The sequence below is a fragment of the Lacrimispora xylanolytica genome (assembly GCF_026723765.1).
GTDB lineage: Bacteria > Bacillota > Clostridia > Lachnospirales > Lachnospiraceae > Lacrimispora > Lacrimispora xylanolytica.
The window spans coordinates 3,282,532-3,300,055 of record NZ_CP113524.1 but is presented as its reverse complement, the minus strand read 5'-3'; the positions used below and the strand labels follow the sequence as shown (position 1 = coordinate 3,300,055).

The window sequence follows — 17,524 nt, the reverse complement described above, 5'->3', positions numbered from 1 at the left end:
ATTATGGATTCTATTTTAAAAGAATATATCTTAGGAGATATGGTGGCCCGTTATTGTATGGATGAAAAGAAGCATGTAGGACTTCAACTCTATCCAAGGGATATGCCAATTCCAGAAATGCTTAAAAAGAATGCAAAGCTTGATGGTATGGTGCAATTAAAAATATCAGGAGACATTTACCAAGGCTCATATGCTCCTGGAAACACCCTGCGCAATGGAGAAAGTACAGAGCGGTTATTGTTTGAGGATCAGAAAGAAGTTTTAATAGAAAATAGCCAAACTATTATAACCACTCTAAGAGATAAACGTGGATATGAAGTACGTCATACCCTTTATTGGCAGCAAGGCTCGAAATCTGTTGAAATATGGAATGAATTAAAAAATAGCAGTAAAACGCCAGTATCCATTGAAATGCTCTCCAGCTTTTCCTTAACAGGAATCTCTCCCTACATAGAAGGAGACGGTCATAATAACATCCTGGTTCACCGGCTTATGAGCCGCTGGAGCCAGGAAGGCAGGCTTTCCACTCAGACCATGGAGGAGCTTCAGCTGGATACCTCCTGGACCATGGGAGCCGTCAGATGTGAACGATTTGGACAAAGAGGCTCTTTGCCTGTCAATGGCTATTTCCCGTTTTTAGCCATGGAAGACAGGAAACATCATGTGTTCTGGGGCGCCCAGTTAGCACATGGTGCCTCCTGGCAAATGGAAATATACCGGGAGGATGAAAATATTGCCATGAGCGGAGGATTGGCTGACCGGGAGTTTGGCCATTGGCTTAAGGTCATAAAGCCGGAAGAGAGCTTTGTAACACCAAAAGCCATTGTTTCCGTATGCCATACGGATTCCATTGATGTCTTTACAAAAAGGCTGACAGATGCCGGACAGAAAGCAGCAGATATGGGACCAGAAGAGGAGCAGGGGCTTCCCATGGTATTTAATGAATACTGTACCACCTGGGGCTGCCCGTCTCATGAAAACATAAGGGGAATCCTGGATGTGATCAAAGGAAAAGGATTTACTTATTTTGTCATCGACTGCGGCTGGTATAAACAGCCCGGAATTCCCTGGGACATGAGCATGGGAGATTATGAGGTATCAAAGGAGTTGTTTCCAGAGGGACTGGAAAAGACGGTGGAAGCAATCAAAGAGGCTGGCTTAAAACCTGGTATCTGGTTCGAAATTGAAGGTGTGGGAAAGGCTGCTAAAGCTTATCAGATGGAAGACCATCTCCTTCATGTGGATGGGACTGTGCTTACAACCACCAGGCGCCGTTTCTGGGATATGAAGGATCCATGGGTTGAGCAGTATTTAACTGAGAAAGTCATTGGATTTTTGAAGCGCTACGGCTTTGAGTATATGAAAATTGATTACAATGATACCATAGGAATAGGCTGTGATGGTCCCGACTCCCTGGGAGAGGGACTTCGTATCAACATAGAGAAGACCTTTGAATTCTTAGAAAAGGTAAAGCGTGAGATTCCTGGCATTGTATTGGAAAACTGTGCTTCCGGAGGTCATCGTCTGGAGCCGCGTTTTCTGGCCGCTACCAGTATGGCATCCTTTTCCGATGCTCATGAGTGCGAAGAAATCCCCATAATCGCAGCCAACCTTCATCGTGCCGTTCTGCCAAGACAAAGCCAGATCTGGGCAGTGATCAGGCAGGAGGATTCCTTAAAAAGAATTGCATACTCCATCGCAGCTGCGTTTTTGGGAAGGCTTTGCCTCTCCGGCGATGTTACCCGACTTTCCTCCCACCAATGGAAGGTGATTGATAATGGAATGGCGTTCTATAAAAAGATATCTCCTGTAATTAAAAGAGGCCAGTCCTACCGTTTTGGACCGGAGGTGACAAGCATCCGGCATCCAAAAGGCTGGCAGGCTGTCTTACGGGTTGGAGAAGATGGAACGATGGCTTATTCGATCATCCATATATTTGATGGTGATCTTCCTGAGGTGATACAAGTTCCTCTTACGGAGGATTGTCCCCGTGAGGTTCATGATGTGTACTCGGATGCAAAGGAAGAGGTTGTTATTGAAGACAGCGTTCTCGTATACCGGCCAAGGGAAAACAGAAAAGCAGTTGCGGTGTTACTTGTAAGAAACGAATAAAGTTTCATTCGTCGCTGCTTGAAAAATATTTACGAACAAGTGAGAGAAAGTACTGGTCCGTGTGGGAGAGAAAGCTTGTATTAGAGGTGGTAATACATAAATCCCAGCCTGAGGAATATTTCTTTTCAATGGATAAAAAAGCAGGTGCAGATTCCAGAGAGGTTAAACGGGCATAATCCTCGGGCAGCAGGGTAACTCCAATTCCTTTTCCAGCCATTGACTGGGCTGTTTCATAATTTTTCAAGGTTAATATGATTTCGGGATTTATTTTGGCTTTTGCCAGAATCGAGTCGGCCACGTGCCGGATGCGCTGGTCTTCATGAAGCATGATAAATGGCTGATTTTTAAGCAGTTTAATATCAAGAACCGGATACGTATAGCCTTCCATCCTTTTAGCCGCCTTGACCAGGGGATGATTTTGTTCCATCACAACGATAAAAGGATCATTGGACAGTATTTCATAATTCAGAAGCGGACTGGTATCCTTTTTTGGAGCATGCAAAATAGCAAAGTCCAGTTCTCCGGAAAGAAGCTTCATCTCCTGGTTATCCGTGGTTCCTTCGTATATGGTCAAGGTAACATGAGGACATTGCTTTTTAAATTCCTGAAGTATTTCAGGAAGGATAATGTTTCCCAAATGATTGGTAATTCCAATGGAGATCTGCCCATTTTTCATGGTGTTGATATCTTTGATTTCTGATTCAAAATCATCATATATTTTTAAAATCTTACAGGCGGCCTGATAATACCGTTCTCCGGCATCCGTTAATATAAGTCCCTCCGGAGTCCGGTTGAATAACTTGGTTCCCAGGAATTGTTCAATTCTTTGAATGGATTGACTTAAAGAAGGCTGAGTGATAAAAAGCTTTTTCGCTGCACGGGAAATGCTCTTTACCTCCGTTACAGTCTTAACGTATAGAAGCTCTCTGTCTGTCATAATATGGCTCCTTTCCAATTCTTTTTCAGCATATAGGCAAAACCTATGGATGTTATCAATAATATAGTATTTTACTATATGCATTGAGCGTTGTATAGTGGGAGTATAAAAGAAATAATCAGGAGGAGTTTAAGATGGTTAAGCTGTATGATAGTGGCGTATATCTGGTCAATGGAATGGAGGTCGTTCCGGAGGCTAAATCCGGAAAAGTGGAAGCAATCACAGGGCAGCCGGTGAATCAAAAAGAAGCGGAGAAAGGAACCATAGCATATTCCATTATGGAGGCTCATAATACTTCCAATGATATGTCTAAATTGAAACTGAAATTTGATGCCATGACTTCCCATGATATCACATTTGTTGGTATTATTCAGACGGCTAAAGCATCTGGCATGGAAAAATTTCCGGTTCCTTATGTTCTAACAAATTGTCACAACACATTATGCGCTGTTGGTGGTACAATTAATGAAGATGACCATATGTTTGGTCTGTCAGCGGCTAAGAAATACGGCGGCATTTTTGTTCCGCCACATATTGCTGTCATTCATCAGTACATGAGAGAGATGCATGCAGGATGCGGGCGAATGATCTTAGGCTCAGATTCCCATACCAGGTACGGTGCACTTGGTACCATGGCAATCGGAGAAGGCGGCGGAGAGTTAGTAAAGCAGCTTTTGTGTGATACCTATGATGTAGCATATCCAGGTGTGGTTGCCGTATACTTAACCGGTAAGCCACAGCCAGGAGTGGGTCCTCAGGACATCGCACTGGCTATTATTGGCGCAGTATTCAAATCCGGCTATGTAAAGAACAAGGTAATGGAATTTGTGGGACCAGGCGTTGCTTCCATGACAACTGACTACCGAAACGGCATTGATGTAATGACAACGGAGACGACCTGCCTCTCCTCCATTTGGAAGACCGATGAAGATACCAAAGAGTTCTTAGCTCTTCATGGTCGCCCAGAGGAATATAAGGAGTTAAACCCAGCAGATGTTGCTTATTATGATGGCTGTGTATATGTAGATTTAAACACAGTAAAACCCATGATAGCACTTCCGTTCCATCCAAGCAATGTCTATGAAATCGATGAACTAAATAGCAATCTGGGCGATATTTTAAGAAGTGTGGAAAAAGAAGCTGCTAAAATCAGCGGGGGACGAGCTTCCTTCACTCTTACAGATAAAATTGTGGATGGAAAGCTCCAGGTTCAGCAGGGGATCATAGCAGGCTGTGCCGGAGGCAACTACACCAATGTAATCGAAGCGGCCCATGCATTAAGAGGCAAGGACTGCGGATGTGATGAGTTTTCTCTGGCAGTCTATCCATCCTCTCAGCCGGTATTTATTGACTTAGTGAAAAAAGGCGTTGTTGCTGAGTTAATGGAAGCGGGAGCTGTCATCCGTACTGCATTCTGCGGTCCGTGTTTTGGAGCCGGAGATACTCCTGTTCACAATGGTCTGAGCATCCGTCATACCACCAGAAATTTCCCTAACCGGGAAGGCTCAAAGCCAGGAGAAGGACAGATGTCAGCGGTTGCACTCATGGATGCCAGATCCATTGCGGCTACGGCTGCCAATGGAGGTATTTTAACCTCAGCAGCAGAGCTTTCCTGCTGGGGCGATATTCCAGAGTATTCCTTTGACCGAGGCGTCTATGACAAGCGGGTTTATCAGGGATATAATAAGGCGGAAGAGGACAAAGAACTGGTTTACGGACCTAACATCAAGGACTGGCCGGTCATGGGTGCCCTTACCGATAATATCTTATTAAAGGTCTGCTCTAAAATCATGGACGAGGTAACCACCACAGATGAACTGATTCCCTCCGGAGAAACCTCATCCTTTCGTTCCAACCCCTTAGGGCTGGCAGAATTTACCTTATCAAGAAGAGACCCTCAATATGTAGGAAGAAGCAAAGCGGTGGACCGTCTGGAAAAAGGCCGTATGAAGGGTGAGGATGTCTTTGCCTTAGAGCCTGAATTAGAGCACGTTTTTTCTGCTATCCGCACCATAGAAAATCTTGCGGATATAAAAGCGGAAGACACGGAAATAGGAAGTATGATATATGCAGTAAAACCAGGAGATGGTTCCGCCAGAGAGCAGGCTGCAAGCTGTCAGAGGGTAATCGGAGGACTGGCTAACATTACCAAGGAATATGCCACCAAGAGGTACCGTTCCAACGTAATGAACTGGGGTATGATTCCGTTCCAGATGACAGAGGAGCCAGAGTTTGAAGTGGGCGATTATATTTTTGTTCCTGGTATCAGAAAAGCTCTTGATGGAGATTTAAAAAATATCACTGCCTATCAGGTAAAAGGCAATGAGATGAAGGAGCTTCATTTATTCATTGCAGATATGACTTCAGAAGAACGTGAAATCGTAAAAGCAGGCTGTCTGATTAATTATAACAAGAACAGAAAAGGGATTTTGTAAATAGAGGTTCAGGAGGCGGGAGGAAATCATGAAGGATTCGGATTGGCAGATTTTATATGAATTATATAAGACGCCCAATATGACCAAGGTGGCTAATCTACTATATATATCCCAACCGTCTCTCTCAAAGAGACTGCAGTCCATGGAAGAAGAATTTCATGTGGAGATCGTAAAACGTACAACAAAGGGTCTGGAATTTACCAAACAGGGAGAGCTTCTGGCTAAAAAAGCCCAGGAATATATGATTTTTCTCCAGCAGTTAAAAAAAGAGCTGCTGGAGTTCCAGGAAGAAAATATGAAAATCATTGTTCTGGGAGCCTCCTATACTTACAGCAAATTTGTTTTAACGGAACTCCTTTATGAATATACCAAGGCCCATCCCAATGTGCAGTTTGAACTGCAAAATGACCAGAGCAATCTGGTCTTTCAAAAGGCCTGTGACGGAGAGGTTGATGTTGCATTTGTCAATGGGGACTATGAGGGAGGAGTGATTCAGAAAAAAATCTATGAATGCCAGGCCTATATCCTTTCAAAAGGTCCCATTGAGATTTCCGATTTACTCAACCGCCCCAGAATCGCCTATAAGACAAATGATAAAACCAGAGAGATTCTTGATGACTGGTGGGATCAAACCTTCCATGTGCCGGTTCCCGGTGGCATGAGTGCGGGATTTATTGATGTTTCCTGGCAGCTTGCGTCCAAGGGGCTTGGCTATGTTTGCTGTTTTCTGCCGAAGGGCTTTGACAATAGCTATCACCTTACACTGACACCCATTTATTACCCGGACGGAAGACCCGTCCTCCGTAATACGTGGTTTGTATACAAGGAGGAAAAATACTCCAAAGAAGTGCAGGAATTTATTCGTTATATAGAAAGTCTTACGGTATAAGAAACAGGTAAATGTCATGCTTATTCCTGATAAATGATGCTATGCTTTTTATGAATGGACCCATAGTAAAAGTGAATTGGATTAATTCTTAGTGGTCACATATAATAAGGATGTAAAAGCTATAGTTCAACATTTAGACAGGAGGTCATTATGATGGCACAGGTACAAAATGATAGCAATGTAAATAAAATATTCGGCAGTTATGTGCTCAATATGAAATATATTCCAGGGCGTGAAGAGGAAACAGATAAGCAGAATGAAGAAGCTCTGTTTGAGATGGTTGACGACTACATTGAACAAGCTTAAGAATTCATGGTTATGGTAAGGACAAGCCCAGTTTTATATCAGAGAATCGGCTGCCACGTAATGAGCTTTTTCTAAATAATCCTATGGATTATTTATGAAGAGGCTCATTAAGGGGCAGCTTTTTGTTATATAAAAAAGAAGGGTAGGAAAATAACGATGATTCATTGGGAATCCGGTGAGGGGAAGTTAGGGAATTTAAAGGAGTTTCACAATTGGTTTTATCATTTACCCGGAGTAGGGCTAAGAATCATTCGTTCTCTCTTTGCTGTTCTTTTTTGCTTTGTTATATTTTCTTTTTTGGGGAATCAGGAGGGAGCTTTTATCTCATCCCTGGTTGCCTTACAATGTGTAGGCCCCTATACAGGAAATCGCTGGAAGCTGATAAAAGAAAGGTTTGCTGGCACAGGGATCGGAGCGATATGGGGATTTTTGGTGGTTCAGATCTTTTGTCTGGGAAAGGGAACGTTATTTTTCCAGGCCGAGAGCCACGGCTGGACCATATGGGGAATTTTAATCATAGTCAGTATTCTGGGCGTGGTTCTATACAGTACTGTAGCAGTTAATCTAAAAAACATGTCATATTATTCCTGCATGGTATATCTAAGCATTGTTGTGACCATAGCAGCAGAAAAGAATGCCTTTCTTTTCACCGCCGGGCGCGTTTTGGAAATCGTGGTTGGAATTTTAATGGCTATGATCTGCAGTTTCTTATACCTTCCCAGAGCTAAAAACAGAGACATTCTATTTGTCTCCGGTATCGATGATACCCTACTTACAAAGGATGAAAAGCTTCCGCCCTACAGCCGGGTAGAACTGAACCGAATGATTGATGACGGAGCCAAATTCACCCTATCAACGCTTCGAACACCGGCTTCCCTGATAGAATCCGTAAGTGAGCTTCATCTGACCCTTCCGGTCATCGTTATGGATGGAGCAGCGTTATATAATATCAATGAAAAATCTTATCTGCTGACGTATATGATATCTTATAAGAGTTCAGAAAGAATCATTGAATTTTTAGAAAAGAGGAACCTCAATCTATTTATCAACGTGGTAATTGATGATTTGCTGGTCATCTACTATGATAAGCTAAGCAATGAAGCAGAGCTTGATATCTTCAAAAGGCTGAAAAAATCACCCTATCGAAATTATGTGAACCGAAGGCTTCCTGAAAATGAAAATGTTGTTTATTTCATGCTGATTCATAAAAAGGAGAAAATAGCAGACACATACCAGGAGCTCATGAAAGAAGAATGGATCTCTGAATATAAAGTGCTGACCTATGATTCCGATGAATATCCAGGCTATGCTTATATCAAAATATATAATAAAGAAGCCACCAGAGAAAACATGCTTCGAAACTTAAAAGCGATGCTTGACTTTGATAAGAGCGTAACCTTCGGCAGCATTCCAGGCAAATACGATGTACTGATTGAGGATTCCGACCATAATACGATGGTGAAGAAGATGAAGAAAGTATATGAGCCCATTCGTCTGTTTTTCCGCGGCAAATCATAGCTTTGAACAGCATATTATGAATTCAGAACAAGAAACCATAGACCGGCTTGAAGAAAATCACCGATTAGATAATAGTAACAGAATATAAATACCATTAGGGCCTACCCGCTTAGATGATCGGGATAGGTCCTTATTTCCAGTTTTTGATATCCCTTTTTTCATAGAGAGTATTGACAAAAGAGGCCAGATTGCTTATGATAGAGAAACAGACCAACCGTCGGTTTTTATGGAGGACTAATATGGGCAGAAACAAATATCCAGAACAAACACTGGAAAAGATACTGGATGCTTCAACGAAACTATTTATTGAAAAAGGATATGAGCAAACCAGTATACAAGATATTTTAGACACGCTCTCTCTTTCCAAAGGAGGGCTGTACCACCATTTTAAATCAAAAGAAGAGATTTTATCTGCAGTTATGAAAAGGCGTGCACAGTATATTGCCGATATGCTGGAAGAATTACTGGGAAGCATCAAGGCAGATAATGCAAAAGAAAAGCTGAAAAAAATTCTTTATCATCTTAGTACGGATGCGAAAACACATATGCTTGATTCCGTATTGAGTTCTCAGATAAGCAATCCATACTTTGTAGTGAGTGGCTTACAAACGGTGGTAAACCTGGATGCCCGGATCATTGGAACGTTGATTGAAGAGGGGGTAAGAGAAGGATCATTACAAACAGAGCAGCCTGTTTTATGTGCAGAAGTTTTTTTGCTCCTTTTGAATTTTTGGCTCAATCCGGCTTTGTTCGGACGTAATTATGAGGAGACGGAGGAACGCTTGAATTACTTGCAATCCGTTATGTGTTCTCTTGGATTAGATATCGTTGATAAAGCATTTATTGACAACGTAATGAGTGGATATAAGCAGATGGGGGTTTTTTGAGAAGGTCTTTCATCTGATCGATAGGACTGTTGTGATAACAGTCCATTTTTTACAAGATATAGAAACCGGTGGTCGGTTTTTAAACTAAATTTACTATAAATACTACGTCACCACAAAATCAATTAAATGGAGGCTGAATCAATGAATCAGAAAAAATTATTTGAAACGACTAGAAATGCTACGGATCAATCATTGAAATTCACAAATTCAATAATTGAGAAATCGAAGAAATTGCGAACCCCATCACCTAAGGTCGATAAAATCGGAACAACGGTTGGTAGCTGCATAGGAGCTGGGTTATTGCTTTCTGGTGTTATTGCTATATTTACGTTCAGGCAATTTTGGGCAATCGGTTTATTAATCGTAGGGACCGTTACGCTGGTATCAAATTATATTTATCGTCGTAGATTAACAAAATAGCAGATTATATTAAAATAATTAAACTTGGGTATCAATGGCTCAAACCTTAGGAAGATGGGGGTTGGGCCTTTTTTTGTAACTAAAGATGGAAAAAAGATACAATTTGGTATAGGATATAAATCATAACTATGTTAGACGCATGCATTTAGAAAAGATAAGGCTATATCATCAGGAGGTATCGAGTATGGCAAACAGATTTGAAATAATAACAAAATACATACCAAAGCTCACAGAAGCACAGTACGGGGACTGGATCATTGATAAGGAAAAGAAAGGAACTAAAGAAAGCCCGATACAGATGCCATTTGTTAACTATTCCGATGTTGTCAGCGAGTTCCTGCAGGACGTATATACCTGTATGGATGAAAATGAAGATATGCAGTTAAATCGGTATGGAGAGATTTTAGAGAAGAATGGTCTTTTATGGGAAACTGAATCAATGAAAGATGCAGAGGTGTCATCACTTGATGCTCAATGTATCATGGCTCTTATTACAGGAGCAGTTCGTGCGGAACGATTTTGTGATGGGGCATTGCTGGAATTCTTTCAAAATGGCAGCATAACGAAATGGCTAAAAAGATTAAAGGAACTTGATTCGCAGATGGGGTAAACAGGATATGAATAAAAGGAGCATTTGTTGTATAGAAAATATACTGCAAATGCTCCTTTTATCAAGTTAAGAAGTTAAAATCTAATTTTTTCTCCAGGTTAGTAATTCCATGATACAAAACTGCATAAACAATACAAAGAACCACAATGCCCATAGCAGCCCAAATCGTCATAAGGATTTTTTGGACAAAATGGTATAGATTGGGCTCTTTCCATAAATTACGAGTCAGTTCCCATGTTTGGAAGCAGAGAGAAAAGTAATACTTATAAACAATAGTAAGGAGGGGTAGTATGAAAAAGAATAATAGAGATAATACCGTTCCATAGGTACTTGTCTGGCAATGTGGTACTACAAAAATTATGCATTACATATCTTAAAATAGTGAAGAGAAAGGGATGATTATCAATGAGATTAAAAAAGTTTATTGGTCTGATGCTTGTAACAGGACTAGTTGCAACTGGTATAGCAGGATGTGGTGGCTCTGATAAATCTGCAAGTGGGGATACCACTGCTACTCAACAAGCCTCGCAGAATGATAAAAAGGGACCGAATGGAGAGAAACTTGCATCAGAGCAGATTGCACATGGTCAGCAATTTCATGTCATTACCTTTGATACCGCACAGGTTGGTGATTCTGAGTCCGGTTCGTTTTTCTTAGCAACCTGTGAAGGGTTATTTCGAGAGAATAATGGTGTTCTGGAAAATGCCGGATGTGAAAAATATGAGGTTTCAGAAGATGGTCTTACCTATACGTTTCATTTAAGAAAAAATAAATGGTCGGATGGGGTAGAAGTAGTTGCAAGCCAGTATGTAGATACGGTAGAAAGAGTGCTGAACGCAGATTTAGCATGTCCATATGCTTTTTTTGCATTCCCCATTAAGAATGCGGAGAAATATTACAATGGCGAATGTGACTTCAAAGATGTAGGCGTAGAAGCTGTCGATGATAATACGCTTAAATTTACCCTTGAAAAACCAGAATCTTATTTCATTGACAAATTATCCTATACCATGTTTGATCCAATTCGCGTGGACAATATTGAAAAATATGGGGATACATATGGTACGGATGCAATGCAGACCTTATCCTGCGGACCGTATATGGTGAAGGAATACACCGCCAGCCAAAGCACTGTTTTAGTGAAAAATCCAGAATATTGGGATGCAGAAAATGTTTACTTAGAAGAAATTGATTTACAGCAGATTGATGAAACGGCTACCCAGTTCCAGTTATTTGAAGCAGGTCAGTTAGATTTTGTAGCAGCTTCCGGTGATTATTTGAAAAAATGGGATCAGGCGGCAAGTGAAGGAAAATGCCAGCTTTATACGGATGGGGACGTTGCATCCCAATACTTTTCATTTAATACTCAGGAATCATGTCCCAGCGGTCTCATGCAGAATGCAAAAGTGAGAAAAGCAATTGCATATACATTGGATAGCCAGACATTTATTGATTCTGTTTACAATAGCAGATACACGGCAGCTTATGGCCTAGTAACGCCCAATATTAAAGTCGGAGATAAAGAATATCGTTCAGAGGTCCCGGAACCCATTAAAGAAGAATATAGTGAATACGCAAATAATCCGGAAAAATTACAGGCGCTCTTTCATGAAGGATTAAAAGAGCTTGGAAAAGATACGGATGATCTAAGCACCATTACCATTCAATTCTTAGGTTACGGCGAATCAACCATAGAAAAAGACATAGAGCAATATGTGGTACAGCGGATACAAGATAATTTAGGCATAAAGGTAGATCTTAATATTGTAGGTGACTTCGGGCTTGCACATTCCGCACAGGTTGCTGGGGAATTTGACTTGTGTATGCAGGTATGGGGAGCAGATTATAACGATCCTATGACATTTATTGATATCTTTAGGACCGGTGGAAGCAGCAATTATGGTAAGTATTCCAGCAAAGCCTATGATCAGCTCCTGGACCAGTTAGAAAAAGAGCAGGATAATGAAAAACGGCTGAAGCTATATGGGGATGCAGAACGTATCTTAATCAAAGAAGATGCAGCAATCAAACCTCTTCTTTATCGTGATAAACATAGTTATATCAATAACCGCTTAAAAGGGCTTCAGTATCCTATCTTTGGCGGAAAATATGAATTCAAATATGCTTATGTTGTGGAACAGTAAATAGAAGGTAAGGTTATACCACATAGCGCATCGGCAAACGTCGATGTGCTTTTGGTATAAGTGATAGAGTAGGAGAATGAAAATGGCAAAATACATCATCCGAAGAGTATTGGAAATGCTTATTACCTTGTTCTTGATTGTAACAGCTACGTTCTTCCTGCTGTCAGCAATCCCTGGAAATGCACTCACTTCAAAGATTGCTAAACTGCCAAAAACAGTGCAGACCAAGATTATAGAAAAATACGGATACGATAAGCCCGTGGTGGAACGGTATGTAATCACCATGAAGGGGCTGATCCTTAAGGGCGATTTTGGAGAATCCATTATCAGACCAGGCGAAACATTTGCTAAAAATCTAAAGGCGAAACTTCCAGTGACCATCAGGCTCAGCATTCAGCAGATTTTATTAGGTGTGACTTTGGGCATCTTACTGGGAATTATAGCAGCGATGAAGAGAGGAAGCTACTGGGATAAGCTGATCTTAGTAGGGGCTATGATTTTAGTATCCATGCCTTCCCTTGTTATATCCCTTTTGCTCCAGAAATATTGTGCCAATGGAGATATCTTAAAGCTCCCTATTATTGGCTGGCCCAAAGGAAAGGAATTGTGGTTTGGGGGCTGGAAGTATACGATTCTTCCCACCATAGCCGGTTCCTGCAGCTTCATAGCCTATTATTCCAGACTGACAAAGACAAGTATGCTGGAGAGCATTAACCAGGAATATACCCTTACAGCAAGGGCAAAAGGGCTTTCTGAAATGCAGATCGTAAAGAATCATGTGATACGGAATTCATTTATTCCTATTATCACTGTTCTGCCGTCAACAGTAGCAGGTATTCTGACTGGTTCACTGTTTATAGAACGGGTCTTCTCCATTCCCGGCATGGGACGATATTACATAGAAGCTGTTCAGGGAAGAGATATTCCCATTGTCCTGGCAGGAACCACATTTTACGCAATTATTACGGTCATCACCATGTTGGTTACAGACATTTTATACGGAATCGTGGATCCCCGAATCAAAATCGGTGCCGGGAAATAAGGGAAGGGGGAAATAGAATGAATTCATTGGTAGATAAAAGGTTTGAATTGGCTGATCAGTCTAAGTTTGATGCTGATGAGGTCGTCAGACCGAATATCAGCTATTGGCAGGACGCCTGGAGAAGATTAAAGAAAAATAAATTAGCCCTGTTATCAATGGCTGTACTCATAATTCTCTTTCTTATGTCAATCATAGGACCTGGCTTAAGTGGTCAAAATTATACAACCTTAACGCCGGAAATTAAAAATTTACCGCCTGATAGTACCTATTGGCTGGGAACGGATTATTTAGGAAGAGACCTTTTTTCCCGTTTGTGGAAAGGCTTGAGATTTTCCATTATTGTTGCTATTGTTGCAGCAACTCTAAAAGTGGTGATTGGCTGCATTTACGGAGCGGTTATGGCGTACCTGGGCGGTTTTGTGGATGATGTGATGATGCGTATTGTAGAGGTCTTAAATAGCATTCCTTATCTTATTGTTACTTTAATTATTTTAGTTGTATTGGGAAATGGTTATCTGCCTTTATTATTTGCATTATGTATCACCAACTGGACGAGTACAGCCCGTATGGTAAGAGGTCAGATTCTAAAGCTTAGAGAGAGCGAATACATCATGGCTTCCGCGGCGCTTGGAGCCTCCACAGGAAGAGTCATCGCAAAACATCTGATCCCCAATACCTTAAGCTTATTAATCCTTGATATGGCTACATCCATTCCTCATATTATTTTTGACGAAACCATACTATCATTTTTAGGAATTGGCCTACAGCCGCCTGCATTCAGTTTGGGGACATTACTTTCAGCCGGTCAGGAGGCAATGGCATTTTATCCTGCCCATTTATTGTTTCCCAGTTTACTTTTATGTTTACTTGTATTGGCGTTTAATATTTTAGGGGATGGACTTAGGGATGCACTTGACCCGCAGCTTAGAGACTAGGAGGAAATCATGATGAGTCAGGAAGCTTTACTAAAAGTTGAAGATTTAATAGTTTCTTTTCATACCTATGCTGGAGAAGTGCAGGCGGTAAGAGGTGTTTCTTTTGAGGTAAAAGCAGGAGAAGTTTTGGCTATTATTGGTGAATCCGGTTGTGGCAAAAGTGTGACCTCCAGAGCAATCATGTCTCTGGTCAAAGCTCCCCAGGGTGAAATCAAAAAGGGCAGTAAGATTATCTATAATGGAAAGAACTTATTGGAAATGAGTCAAAAAGAGCAAAGGGCTTTTCGGGGCGGAGAGTGCTCTATGATCTTTCAGGATGCTTTGGTTTCGTTAAATCCAACCATGAAAATCGGAAAACAGATTATAGAAAATATTGTCCAGCATAGGCAGATCAGCAGAAAGGAAGCCAGACAAGAGGCTCTCCAATTATTAGAAGCAGTAGGCATTCCAAACCCGGAAACCAGGATCGATCAATTTCCCTTTGAATTTTCAGGTGGGATGAGGCAAAGGGCGATGATTGCCATTGCCATCGCCTGCAATCCCAAAATACTGATTGCTGATGAGCCAACGACAGCTCTTGATGTCACGATTCAAGCACAAATTATGGAGCTTATTAAAAGTCTGAAGGATAAACTAAAAACCGCTGTTATCTTAATTACTCATGATTTTGGCATTGTAGCCGGTTCCGCTAATAAGGTTGCTGTTATGTATGCAGGACAAATTGTTGAAAGCGGAAAAAGAGATGACATTTTCTATCATCCACAGCACCCATACACCCTGGCACTTCTTGGCAGTGTTCCTAAATTGGAGTGGAAGAACAAAGAACTTTTGCAGACCATCAAAGGAACTCCACCAGACCTTATTTCTCCGCCCAAAGGATGTGCATTTGCAAAACGCTGTAATTATTGTATGAATGTCTGCTTAGAAGAAATGCCTGAAAAAACACATTTTGAAGCCGGTCATCATACAAGCTGTTGGCTGCATCATAAGGAAGTACCTGAGTCTAATAAAAAAATGTTCCTTAATGACAGAAAAATGATAGTCTTGATTGAAAATGACTTTGCAGTAAATGAGGGTGAATCGTATGAGCAGTCATGATATTTTAGAGGTGAAGCATTTAAAGAAATATTTTGATGTGGGGAAACATGATGTATTAAAAGCAGTTGATGATGTTTCATTTCGTATCAAAGAAGGAGAAACATTAGGTCTGGTAGGTGAATCCGGCTGTGGAAAGACCACCTGTGGCCGTACGGTCGTGGGCATGTATCGTGCATCGGAAGGGGAAGTATATTATAAAGGACAAAATGTACATAAACTAAGGGGAAAAGAAAAAAAGGCGTTTCACAAAGAAGTCCAGATTATTTTTCAGGATCCTTATGCTTCCTTAGACCCCAGAATGACAGTTGCAGAGATTATTGGGGAGGGCATTGAAATTCATGGGCTGGCTAAAACAAAGAAGGAAAAAGAGGAAAAGATTGCTCATCTGCTGGAACTGGTTGGATTAAATAAAGAGCATGCGAACCGTTTTATCCATGAATTTTCAGGCGGTCAGAGACAAAGAATTGGAATTGCCAGAGCTCTTGCTGTTGAACCTAAATTCATCATGTGCGATGAGCCTATTTCAGCACTAGACGTATCCATACAGGCACAAATTGCGAATATGCTGATTCAATTCCAAAAGGAGATGAAGCTGACCTATCTTTTTATCGCTCATGATCTTGCAATGGTGAAACATATTTCCGACCGAATCGCTGTCATGTATTTAGGGTCTATCGTAGAACTCGCAGAATCAGAAAATCTTTATCAGCACCCACTTCATCCTTATACGGAAGCGTTAATGTCAGCGATACCTATTGCCGATCCAAAGATTGAAGATTCCAGACAGAGAATTATGTTAGAAGGTGATGTTCCAAGTCCTATTAATACGCCGCCAGGGTGTAAATTTCAAGGCAGATGTTGTAAAGTAATGGATAAATGTAAATGTGAGGCACCAAAATTATCAGAAGTAGAACAAGGTCATTATGTTGCCTGTCACTTATATCAAAAGGGTTAAATAGTATGGAACGTGTAAAGATTGTTGGAATGGATTTTTATAAATGTATGAAGTATAGTAGTTTTGTTAGCTGCACTTTAGTGATAATAAGTGGTGTAATTAGTTTACTTATTTCAAGAGGAAGTTTGATAACAACTCTTGAGAGCATAAAAGGGATTTTATTTGCAGCTGGTAGTATGGGATTGATAACAGGTGCTGGGTCTATTATAAAAAAAGACAGGGGTAAGGAAAAAGACTGGTTAGAATGGAAACAGAGATTTCATATATTTTCTTTTAGAGTAACGTTTATTATAATGAGTATCGTTATATTACTATATGGCTGCATCGTAGATGAGATATTATTTGTGCTAAACCATTAATCACTGACTTGGTTTCTTCTATACAGAAATAGTTAACAGTCCAGATCATTGGATTGCTGATCTTTTTATCAAGCAAAAAAACTAAATAAAACCATTGCATTTTTAAAAAAGAAGGTATATAATATTCACTGAACGGACGGTGAATGAAATGAAAGCAAAAAATGATACAACAAATCTCACGAGTCGTGATCTTCAGGCAATGGAACGAAGAGAGCAGCTTTTAAACTCAGCAAAGGAACTATTTGCATTACAAGGCTACCATGCTACAACCACAAGGCAAATAACGAAGAATATAGGCATGGCAGACGGATTGATCTATCACTATTTTCCGGAAGGGAAAAAACAAATTTTGGATTTGATACTCAATGAGTTTCTGGAAGAACGTTACTTATTGGTAGAGTCTGAGATTGCAGCCTTAAAGGAAACCATGCCAATCAAAGAATTACTGATTTCACTGGGAAACATTTTCTTCACTTATATAGCAAAGGATAAAAATGTACTCATGATTTTATTAAAAGAAAAAAGTGTTTTTTCAGAGGAATATACAAAAAGCTTTAATCAACATGTGAACCTGTTGATGGAGCAGACCATGAAACTGATTCAGGTATATGTGGACAGAAAGGAAATTCGCTCCTTTGATCCTTTTATGATGGTCAATCAGTTTTGGAGTGCAATCTATTCCTACATTGTGCAGGATGTTTTCTTTGATAATCATAATATGTATCATAGTAATCGGGATAGTTATCTGAAGCAGATCGTAGATTACACGCTTTTAACCTGGAAAATATAGCAATGTATTTTCCGGGTATATTTAAAAGAAAATTATTCACTGAATGTTCAATGAAACTGTTGTATAAAAATCTATTATGCAAAAGT

The 17,524-nt window shown here is 40.5% G+C and carries 16 protein-coding genes; 15 read left to right on the top strand and 1 reads right to left on the bottom strand.

Annotated features, from left to right (window positions below; genetic code table 11):
* Positions 1-3: 3 nt before the first annotated feature.
* Positions 4-2,112 carry a glycoside hydrolase family 36 protein gene (locus OW255_RS15415; RefSeq protein WP_268114572.1) on the top strand — a complete coding sequence of 703 codons (2,109 nt, stop codon included), beginning with the start codon at positions 4-6 and terminating at the stop codon, positions 2,110-2,112.
* Between the two features lie 4 nt (positions 2,113-2,116).
* On the opposite strand, the gene OW255_RS15410 is transcribed toward OW255_RS15415, so the two are convergent.
* Positions 2,117-3,049 (bottom strand): LysR family transcriptional regulator, encoded by a 933-nt coding sequence (locus tag OW255_RS15410; RefSeq protein ID WP_268114571.1) that lies wholly within the window; start codon positions 3,047-3,049, stop codon positions 2,117-2,119.
* Between the two features lie 134 nt (positions 3,050-3,183).
* On the opposite strand from OW255_RS15410, the gene OW255_RS15405 reads away from it, so the two are divergent.
* The 14 genes from OW255_RS15405 (at position 3,184) to OW255_RS15340 (ending at position 17,438) form a co-directional block, all read left to right on the top strand.
* The gene (locus tag OW255_RS15405; RefSeq protein WP_268114570.1) at positions 3,184-5,484 is read left to right on the top strand and encodes a hydratase; all 2,301 of its coding nucleotides are present in this window, start codon (positions 3,184-3,186) and stop codon (positions 5,482-5,484) included.
* A gap of 28 nt (positions 5,485-5,512) precedes the next feature.
* On the top strand, positions 5,513-6,373 hold the full coding sequence (locus OW255_RS15400; protein WP_035318562.1) for a LysR family transcriptional regulator: 861 nt from the start codon (positions 5,513-5,515) through the stop codon (positions 6,371-6,373).
* Positions 6,374-6,523: 150 nt separating this feature from the next.
* On the top strand, positions 6,524-6,679 hold the full coding sequence (locus OW255_RS15395; RefSeq protein ID WP_155857805.1) for a hypothetical protein: 156 nt from the start codon (positions 6,524-6,526) through the stop codon (positions 6,677-6,679).
* 156 nt (positions 6,680-6,835) lie between these two features.
* Entirely contained in the window at positions 6,836-8,197 is a 1,362-nt protein-coding gene (locus OW255_RS15390) for an HAD hydrolase family protein (protein WP_268114569.1), read from the top strand.
* 239 nt (positions 8,198-8,436) lie between these two features.
* A complete protein-coding gene (locus tag OW255_RS15385) occupies positions 8,437-9,084 on the top strand; it encodes a TetR/AcrR family transcriptional regulator (RefSeq protein ID WP_268114568.1) in 648 nt (215 codons plus the stop codon).
* A gap of 141 nt (positions 9,085-9,225) precedes the next feature.
* On the top strand, positions 9,226-9,504 hold the full coding sequence (locus OW255_RS15380; protein ID WP_268114567.1) for a hypothetical protein: 279 nt from the start codon (positions 9,226-9,228) through the stop codon (positions 9,502-9,504).
* 184 nt (positions 9,505-9,688) lie between these two features.
* A complete protein-coding gene (locus OW255_RS15375) occupies positions 9,689-10,114 on the top strand; it encodes a DUF6508 domain-containing protein (RefSeq protein ID WP_268114566.1) in 426 nt (141 codons plus the stop codon).
* Positions 10,115-10,519: 405 nt separating this feature from the next.
* Positions 10,520-12,259, top strand: coding sequence for a peptide ABC transporter substrate-binding protein (locus tag OW255_RS15370; RefSeq protein WP_024838532.1), 1,740 nt, complete (start codon positions 10,520-10,522; stop codon positions 12,257-12,259).
* 82 nt (positions 12,260-12,341) lie between these two features.
* Entirely contained in the window at positions 12,342-13,301 is a 960-nt protein-coding gene (locus OW255_RS15365; protein ID WP_024838531.1) for an ABC transporter permease, read from the top strand.
* A 17-nt stretch (positions 13,302-13,318) separates the two neighbouring features.
* Positions 13,319-14,236 (top strand): ABC transporter permease, encoded by a 918-nt coding sequence (locus OW255_RS15360; RefSeq protein ID WP_024838530.1) that lies wholly within the window; start codon positions 13,319-13,321, stop codon positions 14,234-14,236.
* Positions 14,237-14,245: 9 nt separating this feature from the next.
* Complete coding sequence (locus tag OW255_RS15355; protein ID WP_268114565.1) at positions 14,246-15,334, top strand: ABC transporter ATP-binding protein; 1,089 nt, start codon at positions 14,246-14,248, stop codon at positions 15,332-15,334.
* Entirely contained in the window at positions 15,321-16,289 is a 969-nt protein-coding gene (locus OW255_RS15350) for an ABC transporter ATP-binding protein (protein WP_268114564.1), read from the top strand. The genes OW255_RS15355 and OW255_RS15350 overlap by 14 nt, the downstream gene beginning before the upstream one ends.
* 5 nt (positions 16,290-16,294) lie before the next feature.
* Positions 16,295-16,648 (top strand): hypothetical protein, encoded by a 354-nt coding sequence (locus OW255_RS15345; protein ID WP_268114563.1) that lies wholly within the window; start codon positions 16,295-16,297, stop codon positions 16,646-16,648.
* A 148-nt stretch (positions 16,649-16,796) separates the two neighbouring features.
* Positions 16,797-17,438, top strand: a complete 642-nt coding sequence (locus OW255_RS15340) for a TetR/AcrR family transcriptional regulator (protein WP_268114562.1) — start codon at positions 16,797-16,799, stop codon at positions 17,436-17,438.
* Positions 17,439-17,524 lie beyond the last annotated feature (86 nt).